17 protein-coding genes, 1 other RNA gene and 1 riboswitch are annotated in these 22,257 nt (G+C 69.2%); of the genes, 7 read left to right on the top strand and 11 right to left on the bottom strand.

From position 1 onward, the window contains the following. Positions 1–27 precede the first annotated feature (27 nt). Positions 28–3,237, bottom strand: a complete 3,210-nt coding sequence (gene ileS, locus IPV09_RS01340; RefSeq protein WP_207473125.1) for an isoleucine--tRNA ligase — start codon at positions 3,235–3,237, stop codon at positions 28–30. Between the two features lie 296 nt (positions 3,238–3,533). On the opposite strand from ileS, the gene IPV09_RS01345 reads away from it, so the two are divergent. The 3 genes from IPV09_RS01345 to IPV09_RS01355 are packed head-to-tail and all read left to right on the top strand — an operon-like array spanning position 3,534 to position 5,761. Further along, the gene (locus IPV09_RS01345; RefSeq protein ID WP_207473126.1) at positions 3,534–5,225 is read left to right on the top strand and encodes an FAD-dependent oxidoreductase; all 1,692 of its coding nucleotides are present in this window, start codon (positions 3,534–3,536) and stop codon (positions 5,223–5,225) included. A gap of 58 nt (positions 5,226–5,283) precedes the next feature. Then, complete coding sequence (locus IPV09_RS01350; RefSeq protein WP_207473127.1) at positions 5,284–5,460, top strand: hypothetical protein; 177 nt, start codon at positions 5,284–5,286, stop codon at positions 5,458–5,460. 25 nt (positions 5,461–5,485) lie between these two features. Next, positions 5,486–5,761 (top strand): metal-sensitive transcriptional regulator, encoded by a 276-nt coding sequence (locus IPV09_RS01355; RefSeq protein WP_207473128.1) that lies wholly within the window; start codon positions 5,486–5,488, stop codon positions 5,759–5,761. A gap of 25 nt (positions 5,762–5,786) precedes the next feature. Here the strand turns inward: IPV09_RS01355 and IPV09_RS01360 are convergent, their stop codons facing one another. Beyond that, the gene (locus IPV09_RS01360) at positions 5,787–7,085 is read right to left on the bottom strand and encodes a VCBS repeat-containing protein (protein WP_207473129.1); all 1,299 of its coding nucleotides are present in this window, start codon (positions 7,083–7,085) and stop codon (positions 5,787–5,789) included. A 72-nt stretch (positions 7,086–7,157) separates the two neighbouring features. Beyond that, a riboswitch (cobalamin riboswitch) is annotated at positions 7,158–7,297 on the bottom strand. Between the two features lie 72 nt (positions 7,298–7,369). Between IPV09_RS01360 and IPV09_RS01365 the strand changes: the two genes are divergently transcribed. Then, entirely contained in the window at positions 7,370–7,741 is a 372-nt protein-coding gene (locus IPV09_RS01365) for a response regulator (protein ID WP_207473130.1), read from the top strand. A 12-nt stretch (positions 7,742–7,753) separates the two neighbouring features. Here IPV09_RS01365 and IPV09_RS01370 read toward each other — a convergent pair whose 3' ends face one another. Next, on the bottom strand, positions 7,754–8,452 hold the full coding sequence (locus tag IPV09_RS01370) for an NAD(P)-dependent oxidoreductase (protein WP_207473131.1): 699 nt from the start codon (positions 8,450–8,452) through the stop codon (positions 7,754–7,756). Positions 8,453–8,587: 135 nt separating this feature from the next. Next, entirely contained in the window at positions 8,588–9,958 is a 1,371-nt protein-coding gene (locus IPV09_RS01375; RefSeq protein WP_207473132.1) for an NAD(P)/FAD-dependent oxidoreductase, read from the bottom strand. A gap of 181 nt (positions 9,959–10,139) precedes the next feature. Between IPV09_RS01375 and IPV09_RS01380 the strand changes: the two genes are divergently transcribed. Then, complete coding sequence (locus IPV09_RS01380) at positions 10,140–11,885, top strand: threonine/serine exporter family protein (protein WP_207473134.1); 1,746 nt, start codon at positions 10,140–10,142, stop codon at positions 11,883–11,885. A 13-nt stretch (positions 11,886–11,898) separates the two neighbouring features. Then, positions 11,899–12,861 (top strand): BadF/BadG/BcrA/BcrD ATPase family protein, encoded by a 963-nt coding sequence (locus IPV09_RS01385; protein ID WP_207473135.1) that lies wholly within the window; start codon positions 11,899–11,901, stop codon positions 12,859–12,861. Positions 12,862–12,881: 20 nt separating this feature from the next. Here the strand turns inward: IPV09_RS01385 and recR are convergent, their stop codons facing one another. The 7 genes from recR to IPV09_RS01420 form a co-directional block, all read right to left on the bottom strand. Next, positions 12,882–13,481: a recombination mediator RecR gene (recR, locus tag IPV09_RS01390; protein ID WP_207473137.1), complete on the bottom strand. Its 600-nt coding sequence runs from the start codon at positions 13,479–13,481 to the stop codon at positions 12,882–12,884. Positions 13,482–13,570: 89 nt separating this feature from the next. Next, entirely contained in the window at positions 13,571–13,879 is a 309-nt protein-coding gene (locus IPV09_RS01395; protein WP_207473140.1) for a YbaB/EbfC family nucleoid-associated protein, read from the bottom strand. A 51-nt stretch (positions 13,880–13,930) separates the two neighbouring features. Beyond that, entirely contained in the window at positions 13,931–16,279 is a 2,349-nt protein-coding gene (locus tag IPV09_RS01400; protein WP_207473243.1) for a DNA polymerase III subunit gamma and tau, read from the bottom strand. A 137-nt stretch (positions 16,280–16,416) separates the two neighbouring features. Continuing rightward, positions 16,417–16,513, bottom strand: an RNA gene (gene ffs, locus IPV09_RS01405) — signal recognition particle sRNA small type. A gap of 64 nt (positions 16,514–16,577) precedes the next feature. Beyond that, positions 16,578–16,814 (bottom strand): DUF6457 domain-containing protein, encoded by a 237-nt coding sequence (locus IPV09_RS01410; protein ID WP_207473141.1) that lies wholly within the window; start codon positions 16,812–16,814, stop codon positions 16,578–16,580. An 82-nt stretch (positions 16,815–16,896) separates the two neighbouring features. Further along, entirely contained in the window at positions 16,897–17,856 is a 960-nt protein-coding gene (locus IPV09_RS01415; RefSeq protein WP_207473142.1) for a ferredoxin family protein, read from the bottom strand. Positions 17,857–18,056: 200 nt separating this feature from the next. Then, entirely contained in the window at positions 18,057–19,583 is a 1,527-nt protein-coding gene (locus IPV09_RS01420; protein ID WP_207473143.1) for a CYTH and CHAD domain-containing protein, read from the bottom strand. A 194-nt stretch (positions 19,584–19,777) separates the two neighbouring features. Between IPV09_RS01420 and IPV09_RS01425 the strand changes: the two genes are divergently transcribed. After that, on the top strand, positions 19,778–22,255 hold the full coding sequence (locus IPV09_RS01425; protein ID WP_207473144.1) for a DMSO/selenate family reductase complex A subunit: 2,478 nt from the start codon (positions 19,778–19,780) through the stop codon (positions 22,253–22,255). The last annotated feature ends 2 nt before the right edge of the window (positions 22,256–22,257 follow it).

Consider the following 22,257-nt stretch of genomic DNA (forward strand, 5'->3'; position numbering starts at 1 on the left):
GCCCAGCACCGCCCAGCACCGGCAGCCTCAGGCCCTGACCACCTTCACGGCCAGGCCCAACTCCTCGTCGTTCACCCAACCCTCGCCGGCCGAACCCGCGCCATGCTCGACGCGCTGCACCGACGTGGCCAGCACCTCCTCGGCGATGGTCGCCGCGTGCACGCCGATCGCCTCGGCCAGTTCACCGGTGGCCGCCCAGCTGAGCGCGATCCGGTCGGTGATCTGGAAACCGGACGACTTGCGGGCCTCCTGCACGGCGCGGACGACCTCACGGGCCAGGCCGGCGCGCACCAGCTCGGGCGTCAGCTCCAGGTCGAGGGCCACGGTCTCACCCTGCTCGTTGACCACGCTCCACCCCTCACGGGGACGTTCGCTCATGATCACCTCGTCGGCGCTCACCTCCGTGCCGCCCTCGAAGGCCACCATCGCACGTCCGGTCGAGGTCAGCTCGGCTGCCAGCGCCGCAGCATCAGCCTGGGCGATGGCTGCCGCGACCAGCGGGGTCTGCTTGCCGAAACGCTTGCCGAGCGCCCGGAAGTTGCCCTTGGCCGAGTAGTCGACCAGGTCACCGGCCGAGGCGAACGAGCCGACGGACTCGACATTCAACTCCTGGCGCAGTTCGGCCACCAACGACTCGTCCAACTGCCCCAGCGCCAGCGAGGGCACCAGCAGCCGGGCCAGTGGCTGGCGGGTCTTCATCTTCGACTCCGCCCGCGCGGAGCGTCCGAGTTCGACCAGGCGACGGGTGACGTCCATGGCGGCACCCAGTTCGGCGTCGACGAGTGACTCGTCGGCCACGGGCCAGGTCGACAGGTGCACCGAGGCCGGGGCCTGCGGGTCGGGGGCGACGACCAGGTCCTGCCAGACCCGCTCGGTGACGAAGGGGGCCATCGGCGCCATCAACTGGGTCAGCGTGACCAGCGTCGAGTGCAGCGTCGACAGGGCACCGGCGTCGCCGTCCCAGAAGCGACGACGGCTGCGGCGCACGTACCAGTTCGACAGGTTGTCGATGAACTCCCCGAGCAGGTGCCCGGTGGTCTGGGTGTCGAAGTCCTCCAGGGCGGCGGTGACCTCGGCCACCAACTGCTGGGTGGACGACGCCAGCCAGCGGTCCAGGACGTGGCTGGGTGCCGTCAGGTCGGCCGGCGTCCAGTCGTTGGCCCGGGCGTACAGCGCATGGAAGCTGACCGTGTTCCAGTAGGTCAGCATCACCTTGCGGACGACCTCCTGCAGGGCCACGTCACCCACCCGCCGCGGGCTCCACGGCGACCCGGAGGCGGCCATGAACCAGCGCAGCGCGTCGGCGCCGTGGGTGTCCATCAGCGGGATCGGCAGCAGGATGTTGCCCAGGTGCTTGCTCATCTTGCGGCCGTCCTCGGCCAGGATGTGGCCCAGGCACAGCACGTTCTTGTAGCTGGACTCGTCGAAGACCAGGGTACCGATCGCCATCAGGGTGTAGAACCAGCCGCGGGTCTGGTCGATGGCCTCGCAGATGAAGTCGGCCGGGTAGGCCTTGGTGAAGGCCTCCACCGAGCCCTCGGCGTAGGGGTAGCCCCACTGCGCGAAGGGCATCGAACCCGAGTCGAACCAGGCGTCGATGACCTCCGGAACCCGCCGGAAGGTGCCCTCGACCCCGGGCAGGGTGAAGGTGATGTCGTCGACGTAGGGGCGGTGCGGGTCGAGCGCGGACTGGTCGCCACCGGTCAGTTCCGAGAGTTCGGCGCGGGACCCGACGCAGACCAGGTGGGTCGGGTCGAGGTCGTTGCGCCAGATCGGCAATGGGGTGCCCCAGTACCGGTTGCGGCTCAGTGCCCAGTCAATGTTGTTGTCGAGCCAGTCGCCGTAGCGGCCGTGCTTGATGTTGTCGGGGAACCAGTTGGTGCCCTCGTTCTCGCGCAGCAGCGCGTCCTTGATCTGGGTGGTCCGGATGTACCACGACGGCTGTGCGTAGTACAGCAACGGGGTGTGGCAGCGCCAGCAGTGCGGGTAGCTGTGCTCGTAGTCGAGCTTCTTGAACAACAACCCGCGTTCGCGCAGGTCGGTGACCAGGTCGGCGTCGGCGGTCTTGAAGAACTGGCCGCCCACCAGGGCCAGGTCGTCGGCGAAGATGCCGTCGGGACGCACCGGGTTGACCATGGGCAGGCCGTAGCGACGGCAGACCTGCATGTCGTCGGCGCCGAAGGCGGGGGCCTGGTGCACCAACCCAGTGCCGTCCTCGGTCGTGACGTAGTCGGCCAGCACGACGAAGTGCGAGCGGGTGCCGGTCTCGGACCGTTGGGCGGCCTCGGGGAAGTCGACCATGGTGAACGGACGATCGTAGGTCCAGTTCTCCATCTCGGCGCCGCTGTGGCGGGCCAGTTCGAGCCACTGCGGCTGCTCCTCGGCGGGCGTGCCCAGGGCCTTGGCGACCAGGGGCTCGGCGACCACCAGGGTGTCGGTGCCATTGGTGACCACGACGTAGGTGACCTCGGGGTGGACGGCCACAGCGGTGTTCGAGACCAGGGTCCAGGGGGTGGTGGTCCAGACCAGCAGCGAGGCCCTTCCGGCATGCGGTCCCGAGGTCAACGGCATCCGGACGTAGACCGAGGGGTCGACGACGTCCTCGTAGCCCTGCGCCAGTTCATGGTCGCTGAGCGTGGTGCCACAACGGGGGCAGTACGGGGCGACGCGATAGTCCTCGACGAGCAGCCCCTTCTCGAAGACCTGCTTCAGCGCCCACCACACCGATTCGACGTAGGCCGGGTCCATCGTCCAGTAGGCGTCGTCCATGTTGACCCAGTAGCCCATCCGGGAGGTTAGGTCCTGGAAGGCGTCGACGTGGCGGGTCACCGATTCGCGGCACTTGGCATTGAACTGCTCGACACCGAAGGCCTCGATGTCGGGCTTGCCGTTGAAGCCCAACTCCTTCTCCACGGCCAGTTCGACGGGCAGCCCGTGGCAGTCCCAGCCTGCCTTGCGCTCGACGTGGTAGCCCTGCATCGTGCGGAAGCGCGGGAAGACGTCCTTGAACACCCGCGCCTCGACGTGGTGCGTCCCCGGCTGGCCGTTCGCGGTGGGGGGACCCTCGTAGAAGGTCCAGGGTTCGGCCCCGCGGGTGCGTTCCAGTGAGGCCTCGAAGGTCTTGTGCTGGTCCCAGAAGGCCAGGACCTGGTGTTCGAGTTCGGGGAACGACACGTGGGCCGGCACGGCGTTGTACGTGCGGGCAGGGTTCGCGGAAACGGCGTTCTCGCTGGTCATGGGGCGGTTCCTTCAACACGGCGGGTCTGGTTGAAGGGACGAGGCGAGCCCCGCGGTACCACCCTTCGTTGGGGCGGTCGCGTCCGGGTCGGACGGGCTGCCCCCACTCATTGCTCGTCGCAGCCGGGTCTAGTGGGGCACCAGCGGCGCCCGTTCTTCCGGCAGCTCCGGGGTGATGGCCCCATCCATGCCGTGCGACGTGGCCCAGTGTAGGCGCCCGCGGCGGATGCGCCCAAGTCGGCACCACCCGGCGCAGCGGTTTGCACGAGGTATACCCCCCTGGGTATCTTTGTCTCATGAGTCCTTCTGAACCCGTGCGCCTGGTCATCGTCGGTGGCGTCGCCGGCGGCATGTCATGCGCTGCCCGTGCCCGCCGACTGGACGAATCTGCCGACATCATCGTCCTGGAACGCGGCGAGCACGTCTCGTTCGCCAACTGTGGGTTGCCCTACTTCGTGGGGGGCGAGATCACCGATCCGGACAAGCTGCTGGTGCAGACCCCCGACTCGCTGCGCGCGGCGCTCAACCTGGACGTCCGTCCCGGCCACGACGTCACGGCCGTTGACCCCGAGCGTCGTGAGGTGCTGGTCCGCACCCCCGCCGGTGAGCAGCGAATCAGCTATGACGCCCTGGTGCTGGCGCCGGGCGCCCACGCGATCCGTCCACCGATCAGCGGGTTGGACTCGCCGCGGGTCCGCACGCTGCGTACCGTCGCCGACGCCCTGGCGTTGCGCGGCAGCGTTGATCGTGGGGCGACCCGGGCGGTGGTGCTCGGAGCGGGCTTCATTGGCCTTGAGGCCGCCGAGGCCCTGGCCGGTGCCGGCCTGCAGGTCAGCGTCGTGGAGTTGGCCGAGCATGTGCTGCCGCCCGTCGAGCCGGAACTGGCCTCACTGGTCACCGAGGAGCTGGGACGCCTGGGCATCAGCGTCCGCACCGGTGTGGCTGCCAGCGCGATCGAACCGGGCGTGGACCATGACGTCGTGGTGCTGGCCGACGGCAGCCGCCTGGACGCCGACCTGGTCGTGCTGTCGGTCGGGGTCCGTCCCGACACCGAGGCCTTCGCCTCGGCGGGCATCGAGCGCGACCGCGGCGCGATCGTGGTCGACGAGCATGGTCGCACCTCGGTTCCCGGCATCTGGGCCGTGGGGGACGCCACCGCCAGCATTGATGCCATCACTGGCGCGCGTCGTCCGGTGGCCCTGGCCGGACCGGCGAACCGGGCCGGACGGCTGGTCGCCGATGACATCCTGCGTCCCGGCAGCGCCCGGTCCATCCCCCAGCCGGTGGGCACCAGCATCGTCCGGGTCGGCGGCCTGACGGTGGCCATGACCGGTGCCAACCGCGCGGGTCTGGTCAACGCCGGACGCGACGCCGCGACCATCCACCTGCACCCCCTGCAGCACGCCGGGTACTTCCCCGGGGCGCAGCAGATCCGCCTGGTGGTGCACTTCGATCGTGCCGACGGGCGACTGCTCGGTGCCCAGGCGGTGGGTGCCGAGGGCGTCGACAAGCGGATCGACGTGCTGGCCACGGCGCTGCGCGCCGGCATGGCCGTGACCGACCTGATCGACCTGGACCTGGCCTATTCCCCGCCGTACGGCTCGGCCAAGGACCCGGTCAACCTGGCGGGCATGATCGGGGAGAACCTCATGAACGGCACCCTCAACACGTGGCAGGCCACCGAGGTCGACCAGGTCCTGGACAGCGCCCTGGTGCTGGACGCCCGCAGCCGGGAGGAGTTCACCGCGGGCCACCTGCCGGGAGCGCTCAACATCCCGCACACCGAACTGCGTGCCCGGCTGGACGAGGTCACCACCGCCGCCGAGGGCCGCCCGGTCCGGGTTCTGTGCGCCTCCGGGGTCCGGTCCGCCATCGCCCACCGGGTGCTGACGCAGGCAGGTTTCGACTCCGCCTCGCTATCAGGCGGCATGCTCACCCTGCGCGCCGCGTTGGGCGACCGGGCCGGCGACCTGATCGTGTCTCCCTGACCACCACCACTCCACCCCAACAATCACCATCACCGAATACCCAACCCTAAGGAACATCATGTGCAGAGCAGTCACCTGCAAGCAGTGCGGCAAGACCACCTGGGCCGGTTGCGGCCAGCACGTCGACGCGGTCATGCGCGGTGTCCCCGCCTCCCAGCGGTGCCCCGGCAACCATCCGGCCGCACCGGCCAAGCAGCGGGCGTCCAACCCGTTCGCCCGCTTGTTCGGACGCTGAAGGAAGCGGCAGCACAATGGACACCATGAAGACACCTGATCCCGGCGCGCAGCGTCGCATCCTGAACCGGCTGCGACGTGCCCGCGGGCAGCTGGATGCCGTCCTGGCCGCCGTCGAGGGCGGCGCCCCCTGTCGCGACGTGGTCACCCAACTGGCCGCCGTCTCCAGCGCCCTGGACAAGGCGGGTTTCGCGATCGTCGCCTCAGCCATGAAGGACTGCGTGGACGACCCGGACGCCGCCGCGGCCGAGGACGGCCTGACCACCGAGGAACTCGAGAAGCTGTTCCTGATGCTGGCCTGACCAGGCCCGACGGCGCCCGCCCAGGTCAGGCCATCAGTGTGTAGGCCTGGGCACCGGACAGGATCTGGCGTGCGGCTCCCCACCGCCCCAGGTTGTTGGCGTAGGTGAACACCTCACCGTCGCCGCGCTTGCCGACCAGGTCACCGCGTCGGTCACCCGACAGGTCCCCGGGGCTGAAGGCGAGGACGAAGCCCTGCCAGTTGCGCCCGACCTGCTTGCCCGAGGCAATGTTGGCACCAGCGGCCCCGGCGTACATCCACAGCGTTCCGTCGCCACGGATGGCCAGCAGGTCGGAGCGGCCGTCACCGGTGAAGTCGCCGACGCTCAGCAACTGCTGCATGCCGTTCCAGTTGGTGCCGACATGGGCGATGCTGGACAGTCCGTCGGGGGTCAGAACGTAGCGGAACAGTGCCCCGTCGGTGGCGCGGCGCGCCACCACGTACTGGGTGGGCCCGCCACCCAGGCTGCCGACCGGGACGATCATGTCCATCGATCCCCAGTTCTTGCCGACCTGCTTCCAGGTGCTCAGGTAGCCGTTCCCGGTGGCCCGGTACAGCCACAGGGAGTCGTCGCCGGTGCGCCGGGCGAGCAGGTCGCTGCGTCCGTCCCCGTCCACGTCGGCGACCTGGGTGATGTAGTCCATGCCGGACCAGCCGGTGCCGACCTGACCCAGGTACGTCAGCCTGCCGGTGGTCGACCCGGCATGAATCTGCAGGCCACCGCGGGCGTCGACGGCGTAGACATCAGCGATGCCGTCGCCGGTGTGGTCACCCAGCACCCCAGTGATCGGCGTGGCGACGCGCGGTGGCTCCACCACCGCCGGCTGCATCGGCCAGGAGGGTGGCGTCGCCGGCCCACTCTGCCAGTTCACGAAATGCCAGCCCTGGACGGTGCCTGGCACCGGCGTCGATTGACTGGCGCCGACCTGCGCGAAGCTCCAGGCGACGTCGTCCCCGGCGGTGGTCCCACTCCAGTACGACCAGTAGTGGGTGGCACTGGGCGAGGCCGGGTGGCCGTTGATGGCGGTGATGAAGGAATCGCCGGTGACGGTGAAGCCGGCGCTGCGCAACGCCTGCAGGCCGGAACCGAACTCGGTGGCGCAGCCCCCGGACTGCGTGCCGGCCTCGTCCTCGACGAGGACCCAGACATTCTTGGCGGCCAGGCAGGCGTCGGCGGCCTGGGCATTGGCGGGCACGACCTTGGCGGGCAGTACGTGGGCGGGTGGGGACGTGGGAGGACTGGTGTCGGCGTGGGCAACGACGCCCTGGACCAGCAGCAGGCTGGTCAGGATGCCGAGCACCAGCGACGAGCGACGAACAGGCATGAGGTGTTCCTTTCGAGGTTCCCGCGGGGGGGGCACAGGAACCTCGAAAGGACCCACCCTCGATACCGCGCGAGTCAACTGTGGTGATGTCGCGGTTCGGTCCGGCTGGTGCGCCTGCGACGCACTTACGGTTGCGGGTCAGCCCGGGAATCGCACCCGGTTCTCGCCTCGACCCCGTCAGACTATCTCGTGCGGCTCGTGCGGAGGGTGAACTTTCGTGGACGCTTTGGCGACTGAGGGGACCCCCTTCACAGCCGTGTCCGGGCGTGTGGTTGATTGGGCCCATGAGTGAACACGGCGCACGGCGGGTCGTGATCGTCGAGGACGACGATGACATCCGCGGCCTGATGGGGACGGTCCTGGACCGGATGGGCTATGAGGTGATAGCGCTGGCCAGGGGCGAGGACGCCCTTGACTCGGTGCGCTCACACGACCCGGATCTGGTGACCCTGGACATGGGCCTGCCGGGAATGGACGGCGTCGAGGTCCTCAGGGGGCTGCGCGAGTTCTTCCTCGGCCCGGTCGTCATGGTCAGCGCCCGGGCCTGCCCGGTCGACACCGAGCGGGCACTCGCCGCGGGCGCCGACGGGTACCTGGTCAAACCATTCCGCCCACGAGCACTTCGCGAGGACCTGGAACGGATCGTCGGACGCTGAGCCGCGACGCGATCAGCCCTTGACGAGCAGGGTCTCGGGGGCTGCCGTGGTGGCGAGCACCCGGTGGCCGACCGGCATGTCCAGGCAGTCTTCGATGGCCATGGCAAGTTGGGTCGACGACAGCGCCGCGACGGGGGTGCCGTCGTCCATGCGTTGTTGGACGACCTCGGTGCGACGCGGCAGCAGCCAGCGGGGGGCGAACTCGTCCGGGGTGGGAAAGGCGAGCCGCAGCGAGGTGACACGCATCGCGAACTTGTCGGCGAATTCGCGGCAGGCGATCTCGGCGAGGCGTTTGGTGAAGCCGTAGTTCGCGGTGGAGTCCCCGGGCCCGTCGGGGTCGACCGGGACCCGGCCGTAGTTCTCGTAGACCGACATCGAACTGATGTGCACCATGGGCTTGTCGAGGTCCCGGCATTGTTCCAGGCACGTCACCACCGACCCGACGTTGACCCCATAGGTCCGGGCCACGAACTCAGGGTCGTAGCGCTCCTGGTCGGTGAATGCCAGTGCCATGGCCATGTGGACGACCAGGTCGGCGTCGCGGATCGCCGTGCCGACCTGGCTCGACGACAGGGCGTGCGCCTTCATCTGCTGGTCATTGTCCTCGGCGATGGTGAGGTCTGCGACCAGGACCTGATGACCGCGTTCCCGCAGGGTGGGCACCAGGAACTTTCCGACGTGGCCGTTGCCGCCGATGATGGTGACCTTCACGTGTTCTCCCCCAGGGGCCGCTGCCAGATGTGAGTGCAGCGTCGCACGGCATCAACCGTTTGACAAGGCCTCATCCTCCTCAGCACCGATCCCTCGGACCGGTGGTGGGAATACGGTGCACCTCCCGCGGGCGACTCAGAGGGCGCCCAGGACGTCGTTGAGGCCCTCGCTGATGCTGGGATGGGTGTAGACGGCGTCACGGAGTTCGTCCACCGTGACCTGGTGGCGCATCGCCAGGGCGACCAGGTTGATGACCTCCTGGGAGTCGACGCACATCAGGGTCGCGCCGAGCACCTGACGAGTGACGCGGTCGACCACGAAACGCATGAAGCCCCGCGGTTCGCCGACGATCTTGGCGCGCGGCATCATCGCCATGTCCGCCACCTGCTTGTCGGCGACGAGCACGTCATGACCGGCCTCGATTGCCGCACGCTCGGTCATGCCGACACTGGCCAATGGCGGGGTCACGAAGGTGACCTGCGGAATCGCGACCCGATCCAGGGTCGAGCGTGCCTGGTTGCCCCAGCGGTGGGCCTGCACCACCCGGAAGTCGTCCAGGGAGATGTAGGTGAACTGCGGGCCCCCGTTCACATCGCCCATCGCGTACACGTGGGGCTGGCTGGTCTGCAGGAACTCGTTGACCAGTACCTCGCCGCGCGACCCCAGCTCGATGCCGGCGCGGTCCAACCCGAGGTCGTCGGTGGCGGGGCGACGACCGGTCGCCGCCAGCACCAAATCCGCGTCCACGTCCACCGCGGTACCGTCGAGCACATAGGACACCACAGAGGAGTCTGCGCCGTCGTTGACGCGGGTCACCGATGCCCCGGTGACGATAGTCACCCCGTCGTCGGCGAGCACCTCCCTGACCGCCGAGCTCACCCGCTCGTCCTCGCCCGGCAGGAACGGGCCCGCCTCAAGCACTGTCACCTGCGACCCCAGAGCCCGATAGCTGGCGGCGAACTCCAGCCCGACGTAACCACCGCCGATCACCACCAGCCGCCGGGGCAGTTCGACGGTGCGCAGGAGTTCCACGTTGGTCACCAGACGGGACGACTCCCGCAGTCCTGTGATCGGCGCCACCGCGGCGACGGCCCCGGTATTGATGATGATGGTCCGGGCGCTCACCAGCAGCCGGTCCTTCCCGGCTGCCACCTCGACGCTGGTGGCATCCAGGAAGCGTGCGCGGCCGGTCACGACGGTCACCGTGTCCAGGGTGTCGAGCATGGTGAAGTTCTTCTGGCGCATGGCGCTCGTCAACGTCTGCACCGTAGTGATCGCCTGCTCGTACCACGCGTCGGCGTCGTCACTTCCGCGTCGGGCCCCGGCCTGGTGCACCAACGCCTTGGAGGGCACGCACCCCACATTGATGCAGGTGCCGCCATACATCTGGTCGGACTGCTCCACGATGACCACCCGGTCACCCAGGCGAGCGCGCGCCGCCGCCAGGGTCTTGCCGCCCTTGCCCCAGCCAATCACCAGCAGGTCTGCCACGAGTTGCTCGGTCATGCCCTCCACCTTCACCGACTGGCACCGCCGGACGCGGCGCTGCTTCACGCTACTCCTTCAGGTCGCGCTACCCCTGTGGTCGCCGGCGGGTGCCACCGCGGTCGGGATCAACGCTCGCCACCCCGTCCGAGCTGTGGCCCACGGCTAGGCTGGGTCGGGGCTGACGAGGGAGGCTGAACAGGTGGCAGAAGCGCACCAGGACCACGGATCGGACGACCAGACGCCGACGTCCAGGGACGCCGTTCGGGCGCGGGCCGGGCACCGGGACGAGGAGACACCTCCACCCCTGGTGTCCTACGGCCCGCTGCCCTCCCACCTGTTTCGCAATCCTGATGCAGCCAGCGCTGCGCCCCGAGCCGGAAGCCAGTCGGCGGCCACGCCGAACGACCCAGCCGTGCCGGTGGCCGCGGCAGCCGACGAGGCGGCCCCGTTTCCGCTGCCGACCCGCCAGAGCATCCGGGAGCAGCGGCGCGCCAGCGCCCAGACCCGCAACGCCCGGGAGCGCTACAACCTGCGCCACCTGCGCGCCCAGGCCCGACGGGTGTGGGCCGAGACCTCGGGCCACACCACCGGCACGTCGATGCTGTCCAGTGCCGAGATCGACCTGCGCCACGGCCGCGCGGTGGTCGACCTTGCCGGGCGCGTTGCTGCCGCGGCCCTGGGTGCCGGCGCCACCGCCGCCGATTCGACGGCGCTGCTGCTGCGGGTCACCCAGCACTTCGACATCTCGGTGCACGCCGACGTGACAATGTCGTCGGTCAACATCACCCACTTCCGCTCACTCGAGGGCGACCCGATCACCATCCTGCGCACCGTGGCCTCGCGGACCGCTGACTACCGCCAACTCCAGGCGGTCGAGGAACTCACCGACGCCATCACCTCCGGTCAGGTGGAGTTGTCGGAGGCACGCACGCGGATCGCTGAGATCGTGAGGATGCCGCCGACCTACCGGCGCTGGGTGCAGACCATGGCGAAGGGTTTCCTCGGCTTCTGGGTCGCTGCCCTGTTCGGCGGCAACATCTGGGACTGCCTGATCGCCGGGCTCACCACCGCCACGGTCGACCTGGTCATGCGGGGGGTGGCCGCAGCCAAGGCTCCGGCCTTCTTCGGTCAGGCCGCCGGGGCGGCGGTCTGCGGCGTCACGGCGTTGACGGTGATGGCGGCCAGAGCCTACGAGGGCTGGAGCGTGAGCGTCTCACCCTCGTTGATCGTGGCGGCGGGCATGGTCTCGATGCTGGCGGGACTGTCGATGACCACCGCCGCCCGCGACGCCATCGACGGTTACTACCTCACGGCAGCGGCACGCTTCGTCCAGGTCGTCACCCTCACCAGCGGCATCGTCCTGGGCTTGACGGTGACCCTGTGGGTGGGCCTGGAGCTCGGCATTCCGGCCTACCTGTCCCCGAGCACCGGGGTGAAACCACTGTGGTGGATCCAGGTCATCGCGTCGGCCCTGATCGCGGTGGCGTTCGCCATCAACAACCACCTACCCCCGCGGGCGTGGCTGTTGGCGGCACTGTTCGGCCTGCTGTCCTGGGTGGTCGCCACCGGTGTGGGCACCCGGGTGGCGGCTGATGCCGCCACCGCCGGTGCTGCCGCCTTCGTGGTGGGCATCGCCGCCCAGGCACTGACCCAGGTCGTCCGGACGCCCGCCATCTCCTTGGTCACCGCGGGGCTGGTGTCCCTGGTGCCCGGCATGGCGCTGTACCGCGGCCTGCTGGGACTGGTGCAGATGAGCCAGGGCATCACTGTCAACGACGACGCCACCATGCTGCTGTTCCAAGCCGTGCTGGTGGCCGTCATGCTGGCTGCCGGCGCGAGCCTGGGCACTGTAGCCGGACGACCGCTCAGCATGCCGCGGGACTGGTCCACCCGGCTGGCCCTGGGCAAGGCCTGGCGACGCGGGCGCGAAGAACAGGACAACTGAGTGGCCCCTCGGCATGATGGGGTGGGCAGGAACTGCCACCCCCCAGCGTGAGGTCACCATGGAAGCCCTGATCGTCGCCATCGGCAAGTCGGCCATTGGCATGAAGACCTCCGACGGCGTCGAAGTGAGCGGTCCAGGTGTCCCTGCCCACGTGCCCGGCATCCCTGACGGCATCGACGCCATCGTCGCGGCGGTGGCGAGCACGTTCGCCCAGTTCGATGACCTCGTCAGCCCTGACCTCGTGGTGGTCGGTTCGGCGGCCCTGCCCCCCGACGAGCATGCCTTCGGCGAAGCGCTGCAGTCCGTCTGGCCCGACGCCACCCTGGGGTTGTGCGAGGAGGGGGTGTTGGCCCACGCCGCGGCACTCGGCGGGTTCGGTGTGGTCGCCAGCGTCGGGTCGGGGGTCATCGTGATGGGCCTGGACGAGCGCGGCGCCCTGCATCGCGTCGACGGTTGGGGACCCCTGCTGGGTGATCGTGGCGGCGCCTTCGAGCTCGGCCGACGCGGCCTGGCTGCTGCCTTCGAGGCGCGGGACGAGGTGGGCCAGCCCACCCTGCTGAGCGACCTGGCCGACGAGTGGCTCGGTGGCATCGACCTGCAGGCAGCAGTGCGCCTGCTGGCTGACCAGCGCCAGGTGGAGACCGTGGCCAGCTTCGCCGAGGAAGTCTGCGCGGCAGCAGGTCGCGACGACGCGGTGGCTGCCCAGCTGGTCACCGAGTGCGCCATCACGGTGGCCCAGAGTTGTGTTGCTGCCGCCCAGAGGGTGGGCCAGCAAATGGTCGCCATCCGCGGCGGGTTGACCCAGTCACGGGTGTACATGACCGCCCTGGAACTGGCCCTGCAGCGCTTCGAACTCGAGATCCAGAAGGCCAACTACGAGCCGCTGGACCTTCCCGTGGAACTGATGTTCACCGATCCGTACCAGAAGCACATGAGCTACCTGACCCCCGCACCACGGCTGCTGGCGACCTCCTGACGCGGTCCCCTTTCGCGGGTTCAGGCGGTGACGTAGCGGCGTCCGTCCAGGGCGCGGCCCAGGGTGACCTCATCGGCGTACTCCAGGTCACCGCCCACGGGCAGCCCTGATGCGAGCCGCGAGACCCGCACCCCCATCGGCAGCAGCAGACGGCTCAGGTACGAGGCGGTCGCCTCGCCCTCGACATTGGGGTCGGTGGCCAGGATGACTTCCTGGACGGTGCCGTCCCCCAGCCTCATGCACAGTTCACGAATGTGCAGGTCGGACGGGCCGCGGCCGTCAATGGGCGAGATGGAACCGCCCAGCACGTGGTAGAGGCCACGGAACTCGCGGGTGCGTTCGATGGCCATCACGTCCTTGGACTCCTCGACGACGCAAATGGCGCTCTGGTCACGCCGGGGATCCCGACACATCCGGCAACGCTCGTCCTCGGACACGTTGAAGCAGATGTCGCAGAACTTGACCCTGGCCTTGACCTCGCGCAGCGTCGACGCGAGGTGTTCGACGTCCTCGACCGGGGCGTCGAGCAGGTGAAAGGCGATCCGTTGGGCGCTCTTCGGGCCGATGCCGGGCAGCTGCCCGAGGGCATCGATGAGGTCCTGGATCGGTCCTTCGTACAAGTGACTACTCCTGATGGTGGGGCTGCCCCGACGGGCACTGCCCCATCCTAGTGCCGAGGGCCCGAAACCCCGGCCTCAGCGGACGGCGCTCAGAATCCGAGGTTCGGCATCTGCGGCATGGAGGCGGCCGCCCGCGCCGAGGCCTGGGAGTTGGCGTCGCGGATTGCGGCGACGACCAGGTCGGCCAGGGTCTCGGTGTCCTCGGGGTCGGCGGCCTCAGGCTTGATGACCAGTCCCTTCAACTCACCGGTGCCCGAGACGGTGGCGACCACCAGGTCACCGCCGGCCGAGCCGATGAACTCAGCGGCAGCCAGTTCCTGCTGGGTCTGGGCAAGCTGCGCCTGCATCGCCTGCGCCTGTTCGAGCAGCGCGTTCATGTCCATGCCTTCGGGGAACATCTGGGTCCTTTCGATGGTGCCGGGTTCGGGTCAATCGTAGGTGGTCGGTGGTCAGCGCTCACGCTCGTCGATGATCTCGCCACCGAGCTCGCTCATCAGCAACTCGGCTGCCGAGCTGCCGGACTCGTCCAGTACCTGGTCGTCGGCCGACTCCCCCGCGTCGACCTCCGGGGTCTCGGCTGATACCTGCCCGGCGGTGGTGGTCGGACGCACCGAGGCCTTGGCCAGTTCGCCAAACCCACGACGGTCGGTGTCCGGCTCTGGTTCCTCGTCCGGTGGCGGCGGCTCCTCGTCGTGGGACGGCGGCGGGTCGGCCGGATGCGCCTGGGGACCACCTGCGCGGTCGGCCCGGTCCCTTCCGGGGCGTCCCACGGGGCCGCGTGCCTGCGGACTGCCCGCACCGCGCGACTCGTCGAGGACCGGCTTGATCTTGAGGTCGGCGCCCAGCACCTCGATGATCGAGTCACGCAACACGTCGTTGGTGCCACCGGAGGTGAAGTTGTCGCGGGCACCGGGATTGGCGAAGACCAGCGTGAGCAGCCCGTCGGTGACGTCACCGACCTGGGCGTTCTGGCTCAGCAGGATGAAGCTGAACTTGCGACGCCCCTTGACCTCCTCCAGCACCCGCGGCCATTCCTGGCGCATTCGGGCGGTGTCGATGTCGCCGGGGCGCACCGTCGGGCTCGCCGACTGCGGACGCAGGGGGACCACGTTGTCGGGTCGCTGCTGTTCGGCCGCCGGCTCGCGGTGGGGTCGCTGGCGCGGACCGCTGGGGCGTTGCTCCGCGGGGGGTCGCTGCTGTTGCGGGGCGGCCGGCGGTTGTTGCTGGGTGGCCGGCGGCTGTTGCCGGGCGGCCGGGGTGTGCACCGGGGGCGGTGTGGACGCGGGGGCGTGGTCCGCGGACGAGACCGGACTTTGGCGCCCCTGTGGTGCCTGCGCGGGGCTCGGCGACTGCGCACCGGGACCGCGGTCGGCGTCCGACCACTCCTCCCGTGGGGCCGGTGGCGCCGCAGGGCTGGCATGGTCGACCGGCACCCCGCCCTCGGCCAGGCGGCGCTCGAGCCGGTCGAGGCGGGCATGGACGCCGCGTTCGTCGACGTCTGCCCCTGGCAGCAGCACCCGGGCGCACATCAACTCCAGGTGCAGGCGGGGTGCCGTGGTGCCCCGCATCTCGGTGAGGCCGGCGGCGATGACCTCGGCGGCACGGGTCAGCTCACCGGAGCCGATGGCCGCGGCCTGCAGCGACAGCCGCTCGGCCTGGTCACCGGAGACGTCGATCAGCCCGGTCTCCACGGCATCGGGCACGGCGGCGACGATGACCAGGTCGCGCAGCCGCCGCAGCAGGTCCTCGGCGAAGCGGCGGGGATCCTGGCCGACCTCGATCACCTTGTCGATGGTCGCGAACACCCCCTTCCCGTCGCCGGCGGCGAAGGCGTCCACCACCTCGTCCAGCAACGTGTCGGGGGTGTAGCCCAGCAGGGCGGCTGCGGCCACGTATTCGACCCCGTGGGCCCCGGCCGCACCCAACAACTGGTCCAGCACCGACAGGGAGTCGCGCACCGACCCGGCGCCGGCCCGAACCACCAGCGGAAGCACCTCTGCCTCGACCTGGACGCCCTCGGACATGCACAGGTTCTGCAGATGGTTCACCAGCACCTTCGGGGGCACCAGGCGGAACGGGTAGTGGTGGGTCCGCGAGCGAATGGTGCCAATGACCTTCTCGGGTTCGGTCGTGGCGAAGATGAACTTCACGTGCGGCGGGGGTTCCTCGACCAGCTTCAGCAGGGCATTGAAGCCCGCCGAGGTGACCATGTGGGCCTCGTCGATGATGTAGATCTTGTACCGGCTCTGCACCGGGGCGAAGAAGGCGCGTTCCCGCAGGTCGCGCGCGTCCTCGACACCGCCGTTGGAAGCCGCGTCCATCTCGATCACGTCGATCGAGCCGGGGCCGCCGCGGGCCAGGTCCCGACAGGAGCGGCACTCGCCGCAGGGGGTGGGGGTCGGACCCTGGGCACAGTTCAGGGAACGGGCCAGGATGCGGGCGCTGGTGGTCTTGCCGCAGCCCCGCGGACCGCTGAACAGGTAGGCGTGGTTGACCTTGTTGTTGACCAGGGCACGCATGAGCGGCTCGGTGACGTGCTCCTGCCCGATGACCTCGTCAAAGGTGTCGGGGCGGTAGCGGCGGTACAAGGCCAGCGGCGCGGCCAGCTCGTCGCGGGGACGCTCGGGACGGTCCTGGGCCGGTGGCGGCGCCAGGTCGGCGCGCGGAGCCACGACGGGCTCCTCGACTGCGGTCTCGGCAACCCCGGCATCGTGGCCGGGCTCGACTGCGACGGGTTCGGGTGTGACCGGTTCAGGCTCGTCCTCGAACAGGCTCGGGCCATCCTGCTCGTCCGGCATGTCGAACAAGCCCTCGTCGGGCTCGTCGAACAGCGCGTCGCTGTCGTCATAGCTGTCGTCGTCCACGATGACCACTCTAGGAGAGCGCACCGACACGAATCGCCACTCGGTCCATCAGCGCTGATCGGCAGCAGGCATGGAGGGGTCCCCCGTGCACCCGTCAGAGCTCACTTACCCTTGCTGTCTTCCGACCCTGGGGGGATTGGGCGAGGTAACGCCGCACGAGGGACCTGCCGACCAGTGTAGAGGATCAGATCGGCCGGCACGAACAGCGGCCCGGGACGGTCCCCGAGGTGACTCAGGGGGCCAGGATGACGTTCTCGATCTCGGTCTTCAGCGCCCCGGGGTCGCCGCCGCCAGCCACCGCCAGGCCGAGGATGAAGGCACCCACCGGGGCCATCGGTCGGACCCCCTCACGGGCGATCGATGAGGTCAATTCCAGAATGACGTCCTCGTCAACCAGGCTGGGGTCGACCCCCACTGCGGCGCTGGCGCGCTCAATGAAGGGACGCCATTCGCTGCGGTCCTCGCTCATGTCCTTCTCCTTTGTCGTGCGTCTGTTTGTGGTGCGTCTCGTGTCCCTCGCGGCCCCGTACCGGCAGCGGCCAGTGCCGTGGTCAGCCCCGCAGCCGGTCGTGGTACTTCGCCGGAATCCTGTCCATCAAGTGTGGCGGCAGGTGTACCCCGAAGGGGTCCTCCGCACGCTCTGCGCAGCTCTGGCAGGTGCTGCGACCGGCAGGAATCGTGATCCGGCAGCGATCGCAGGTGGTGGTGGCCAGCCGTGCGATGGGCAGGGGGCGGCCGGCGAGCACCGTCGTCCAGTCGTGGTGGTCCACGACGCTGATCACCTGGCTGGGGCAGGACACGACGCAGGTCTGGTCCCCCTGGCATCGGTCGGGGTATTGCACGAGTGTGGTGCGCCCCTGCGCGGTGCCAAGCTCGAGGGCGTCGTGTGCGCAAGCCTTGACGCAGACACCACAGGCGATGCAGGCAGCGGCATCCAGTGCCAGGGCCGGCGCGCCACCGTGAACCTCGTCGCCGCCCAGTGCCCGCAAGGAGTCCACCAGTCTGGCCCGGGGATCCTCGGAGTGGTGCGGCACCACCGGCTCGGGAGGCCGGCGAGCCAGCATTCCACGTCGGCTCATGGGTGGACGGGAGACAGACAGGGTGGTCACCACGATGCGCTCGCCCCCGACGGTGCCCGCACGGACCCGTCCGGACGTCAGCCGGGACAGGGTCTCGAGCTTCCCGGTCTCGAGCTGCCCGGCCTCGGGCGGACAGGTTGACGGGTCGACCAGCACGGTGCCACCGGACGCGACGGCCAGGTCGACCAGCATCCAGTCGTCGGCACCCGACGGGCAGTGCGGCAGCAGCACCGCGACGACGTCGGCGCCGTCCAACGGTTCGGGCCGCTCACCGGTGTTCCCCTCGCCGCTGGCCCGGGTGTCGAGGGCACGGGTGTCGAGGGCCCCGGTGTCGGGCGTCCGGGCATGGGGGTGCTCCTCGCAACGCACCACCACGTGGCAGACGGCACGGGCTTGCAGCATCGTCAGCACCCGGGAAAAGCGGTGCTCCATTCCTGCATCCACGCTTCCCCCCGTCACATTGTTCGAGCCCATTGTTTTCGCGGCCCCCGTCATTGATCGGCCATGTGTCACCCAAAGAACCGCCGATCGCATTTCTTGTACACCCCACGCTCACGCGATGGGTCGCCACTGGAAACCATTCTAGGTGGGTGGTGCCACCCGCTCACCGCGCCCCCTCGCAAAGGGCGGGCCTACCGCTTCGACGCTCTCGACAGTGCCTGCTCGGCATGCTGGTGCGCGAGGGTGGCGCGCTCCTGTTGGCGGGCAACGAGCAGCTCATAAGGGGCGGTGGGCTGTCCGGCGACGGCCGCCTCGGCGGCTAGTTCCCGCAGCCGGTCGATGGCCACAGTGGCGTCCTGCAATTCGCCGAGGCTTTCGGTCACCTCTTCCCACCGTTCGGCCAATGCGCTGGCCCGGTCGTCCCCGAGATGACCAAAGGCCTCGTGGGCGTAACGGGCGGCCTTGGCCTTCTTGCGCACCTCGTGCAGCAGTTCGAGCCGATGGTCGGGGTCCTGTTCGGACGCGGCCCGGGCGTGCGCGGCGGCGACCCGCCCGGTGACCTGCTGGGAGACCTGGGCCAGGGCTGGGGCGGCCCGGCGCTGGGCCCGCGCGGCCCGCAGCGGTGGGCGGATCAGTAACGCCGCCAGCGCCTCCATCAGGTTCTTCGTACGGTCCGAGTCGAGAGCCCTGACCAGGTCGGCGTGGGCTTCGGCGTGGGCGCGGTCCAGGGCGTCCGGCAGGCGCTCGCGCACGTCCCCCGCAGCCTGCTCCGGCTCGAGGGCGGCCAGGTCGGCGGTGAGGCGATCACGCAGCACCTCGGCGTCGCGCGGGGCCCCGAGTCGCTCGCCCAACCACCGGACTTCCAGGGCGATGGGGTCGGTGACCGAACGGTCCAGGAACCGACGGAAGCTGCGAAGGGTACTGCGCAGGCGGCGGGTGGCCACCCTGGACTTGTGGACGGCATCCGGGACGTCGCTGCGGGTTTTGCCCTCCAGTCCCTGGATGGCGCCGACCTGGCGCCGCAGGTGGCGCACCACCACCGCCCCGACGGTCGTCGGCTCGTCCGCGGTCCCCGCAGCGGCGGCGGGGTCGCCCCGGTCGGCCTCGGCCAGGCCGAGCGCACGGGCCAGCTTCGGCCCGCCATCGTGGCGGAGCAGCCCAGCGTCACGCAGGTGGGACTCGATGGCGTCGAGGTCGGCGACCGTCCCGTCGACCAGCTCCACCTCGACCTCTCGCCAGGTGCTCGTGGGCCCGTTGACGGGGGTCGCCTGCACCCTGTCGTCGGCCATCAGGGCGACCACCGCGCCGTCGGCGATCCGCAGGATCTGGTGCTCGGTGCGCTCGGTGACCAGCCGCGCCACCGGCACCAGCGCATCCAGGCCCACCACATCGGCCACCTGCGCCCGCAGCTGCCACGGCACCAGGGCAGCGCTGCGACCCGCGGTCAAGGGAAGGTGCACCTCGACCCGGGACTCCTCACGCTTCGGGCCCTTCAGGTGCCAGCCCTCGTCGCCGCCTCCGACCCGGCGACGCAGCGTGTGGTCGCTGCGGATCAGCGCCAACTCCAGGGTGTCGACGTAGTCGGCGACCAACCCGAAGGATTCCCGATCACCCCAGCCGTACGGCTCGGTCAGACCGATGGCCAGGCCGTCGTCCAGCACGGCATCGCCGCGCCACGGGGCCAGCACGTATTTGCGTTCAATTTCAATCTGTTGCATGACGCCTCCTGGGGCCATCGGGACTGCCATTGTCTCACTGAGCGTGCGTCGGGCCGCGGCTCAACCAACAAAAGGATCGATTCTTGTTTCGTAATTCACGACAGTGTATTCATGTCCCCCGCCAGAAAGTCACAAAAGGCGCTCACCTACGATCGATGCAGAGCGCACAAGGACTCTGAGTTTGAGGAGATTTCATGACCATCATCCAGGAGCGGGGCGTCGGCCAGGGGGGCACGTCGCCCACCCGTCGACGGTTCCTGCAGTGGAGCGGTATCGCCGGCGGCACGGTTGGCGTCCTCGGCCTGGGAGGGTGCGGTCTGGCCTCCAAGGACAGCGAGGATGCGACCGGTTCGGCCTACCCCGAGGACAAGCGCGTCACCAGTTCCTGCACCGTGAACTGTGGCAGCCGCTGCCCCCTGTTGCTGGCCGTCAAGGATGGCCAGATCATCCGCGTCGACCCCGAGGAGGGTGGCGACGACGAACTCGGCAGCCAGCAGATCCGCGCGTGCGTACGGGGGCGTTCCATCCGGCAGCGGATCTACTCCGCCGAGCGACTCAAGAAGCCGCAGAAGCGGGTGGGGAAGCGTGGCAGTGGACAGTGGCAGGAGATCTCGTGGGACGAGGCCTTCACCCTGATCGCTGACAAGCTCAAGGACCTGATCTCGACCCACGGCAACGAGTCGATCTACCTCAACTACGGCACCGGTGTGCTCGGCGCCACCATCGCCACCTCGTGGCCGCCCCGCGCCACCGCCATCTCGCGGCTGATGAACTGCGTCGGCGGCTACCTGGACCACTACAACGACTACTCGGCCGGCAACGTCGAGGCGGCCCTGGACTTCCACTACGGCGGCTGGGTCACGTCCAACTCCAACGACGACACCCGCAACTCCAAGCTCGTGGTGATGTTCGGGAACAACCCGCACGAGACCCGGATGAGTGGCGGCGGCGAACTGTTCGTCACCCAGAAGGCCAAGCAGGAGTCGGGCCACAAGGTCATCATCATCGACCCGCGCCTGTCCGACACCGTGCAGAACCTGGCCGACCAGTGGGTGCCGATCCGGCCGGGCACCGATGCGGCCCTGGTGGCCGGCATGGTGCACGTCATGATTGCCGAGGACCTGCACGACCAGGCCTTCCTGGACAAGTACTGCAGTGGCTTCGACGAGGCCCACCTGCCCAAGGGCGCCCCGGCGAACTCGTCCTACCGCGCCTACATTGAGGGCAAGGGCCCCGACGGCATCGAGAAGACCCCGCAGTGGGCCGCCCGCATCACCGGGGTCCCCGCGCAGACCATCATCGCCCTGGCACGCGAGATCGCCACCACCAAGCCGTGCAGCATCAACTCCGGGTGGGGCAGCCAGCGTCACTCCAACGGTGAGTCCGCCTCGCGCGCACCGATGTTGCTGTCGAACGTCATCGGCCAGGTCGGCATCCCCGGTGGCGGCACTGGCCACCGCGAGGGGTCGGCGAACCTGGGCATGGCCAGCTTCCCCGTGCTTGAGAACCCCGTCCGTCCCGTCATCTCGTACTACATGTGGCCCGACGCCATTGAGCGCGGCAAGGGGATGACCTACAAGGACGGCGTGCGCGACCTGCAGAACCTCAACGGCAACGCGAACGTCAAGCACGACATCGTGCTGGGGTCCAACATCAAGTTCATCTGGAACTACGGCTCGAACGCGATGATCAACCAGCACGGTGACATCAACCGCAACATCGAGATCCTCAGCGACGAGTCCAAGGTCGAGATGATCGTCACCATCGACAACCAGCTCAGCGTCTCGGCGCGCTACTCCGACATCCTGCTGCCCGACGTGACCACCTCCGAGCAGATGGACCTGGCGGCTCAGGGCAGCGCCGGCAACATGGGCTACACGATCTTCTGCGACAAGGCGATCGAGCCCCTCTACGACTGCAAGCCCATCTACGAGCAGCTGACCGGCATCGCCGAGAAGCTGGGCGTCAAGGACAAGTTCACCGAGGGCAAGACCCAGGAGGACTGGGTGCGTTGGCTGGTCGAGGAGTCCCGCAAGACCATTCCGGACCTGCCCAGCTTCGACGAGCTGCGCACGATGGGGGTTTGGCGCAAGAAGCTCGACCCGGTGATCGCCATGAAGGACTTCCGCGCGGACCCCGTGGCGAACAAGCTGGGCACCCCGTCGGGCAAGATCGAGATCTGGTCCTCGAACCTGCACCTGATGAGCCAGGACTGGCCGCAGGAGGAGGGCCAGCCCATCGACCCGCTGCCGATCTACCGACAGACCCGCGAGATGCCCGGCGACCCGCTGCAGGACAAGTACCCCCTGCAGTGCATCGGCCACCACTACAAGCAGCGCACCCACAGCTCCTACGGCAACAGCCCGTGGCTGAAGGAGGCGCACCCCCAGCACGTGTGGATCAACGACGCCGACGCCAAGGCCAGGGGCATCAGCGCCGGCGACCAGGTGGTCGTCTGGAATGACCGCGGCGAGGTCGAGCTGCCCGCCTACGTCACCCGGCGCATCGTCCCCGGGGTGCTCTCCATACCGCAGGGCGCCTGGTACACCCCACAGAAGGCCGGCGGTCGTGACCTCGGCGGCTCGGTGAACACCTTGGCCTCGGGCGCACTCACCGCCTACGCCAAGGGCAACGGACAGCACTCGGCGCTTGTCGAGATCAGGAAGGCATGACC

The sequence above is a fragment of the Tessaracoccus sp. SD287 genome (assembly GCF_017355265.1).
GTDB lineage: Bacteria > Actinomycetota > Actinomycetes > Propionibacteriales > Propionibacteriaceae > Aestuariimicrobium.